The sequence below is a fragment of the Rhodoplanes roseus genome (genome assembly GCF_003258865.1).
Lineage (GTDB): Bacteria > Pseudomonadota > Alphaproteobacteria > Rhizobiales > Xanthobacteraceae > Rhodoplanes > Rhodoplanes roseus.
The window spans coordinates 1-235 of sequence record NZ_NPEX01001029.1; the positions used below are offsets into that span (position 1 = coordinate 1).

At 64.3% G+C, this 235-nt stretch carries 1 protein-coding gene; it reads right to left on the reverse strand.

Features of this window, described 5'->3' with window-relative positions; all coding sequences use genetic code 11:
* Window positions 1-235, reverse strand: a 235-nt coding sequence (locus tag CH341_RS35095) for a TAXI family TRAP transporter solute-binding subunit (RefSeq protein ID WP_425376242.1), incomplete at both ends; no start/stop codon positions are given.

Sequence of the window (235 nt, forward strand, 5' to 3'; positions counted from 1 at the left end):
ATGACGCTTTCGGGGATCTTCAGGAGCACGACGTCGACGTTCTCGTCGATGGCCCGGAACGAGGAGTGGCCGATGAAGATGCCGTTGGTCGCCATATCGATGCGGCCGTCCTTCATCAGTTCGCCCTGCTCGTTGGCGCCGGCGCGCACGAAGCTGCCGCCATTGGCGCTGAGCGTCGCTTCGTCGAGGCCGGCCTCAGCCAGCATGAACAGGGCGACGTTGCCGGTGATGTTGC